We start from the raw sequence: 308 nt of genomic DNA on the forward strand, positions 1-308 counted from the left end.
CTTATCTGGTGGCGGTAACATCATCATTGCGGTTGGCGAGAACAGCTTGATAGGTGCCAATGCAGGTATCGGCATTCCTTTAGGTGATCGCTGTACTGTTGAGTCAGGTCTCTACATTACTGCCGGTACAAAAGTAGTTATGCTTGACGCTGAAAACCAGGTCGTTGAGACGGTTAAAGCACGTGATCTAGCAAATAAAGCCGACCTACTGTTCCGCCGAAACTCGGCAAATGGTCGAGTTGAATGCTTAACTAATAAGACTGCCATTGAACTGAATGAAGAGCTTCACGCCAACAACTAGTATCTGG

1 protein-coding gene is annotated in these 308 nt (G+C 46.4%); it reads left to right on the forward strand.

Annotated elements, in window-relative coordinates:
* Positions 1-301: DapH/DapD/GlmU-related protein (locus A3766_RS09155; RefSeq protein ID WP_304440949.1), on the forward strand; the 301-nt coding region annotated here is incomplete at its 5' end.
* Positions 302-308: the final 7 nt, after the last annotated feature.

The sequence above is a fragment of the Oleiphilus sp. HI0132 genome, assembly GCF_001635845.1.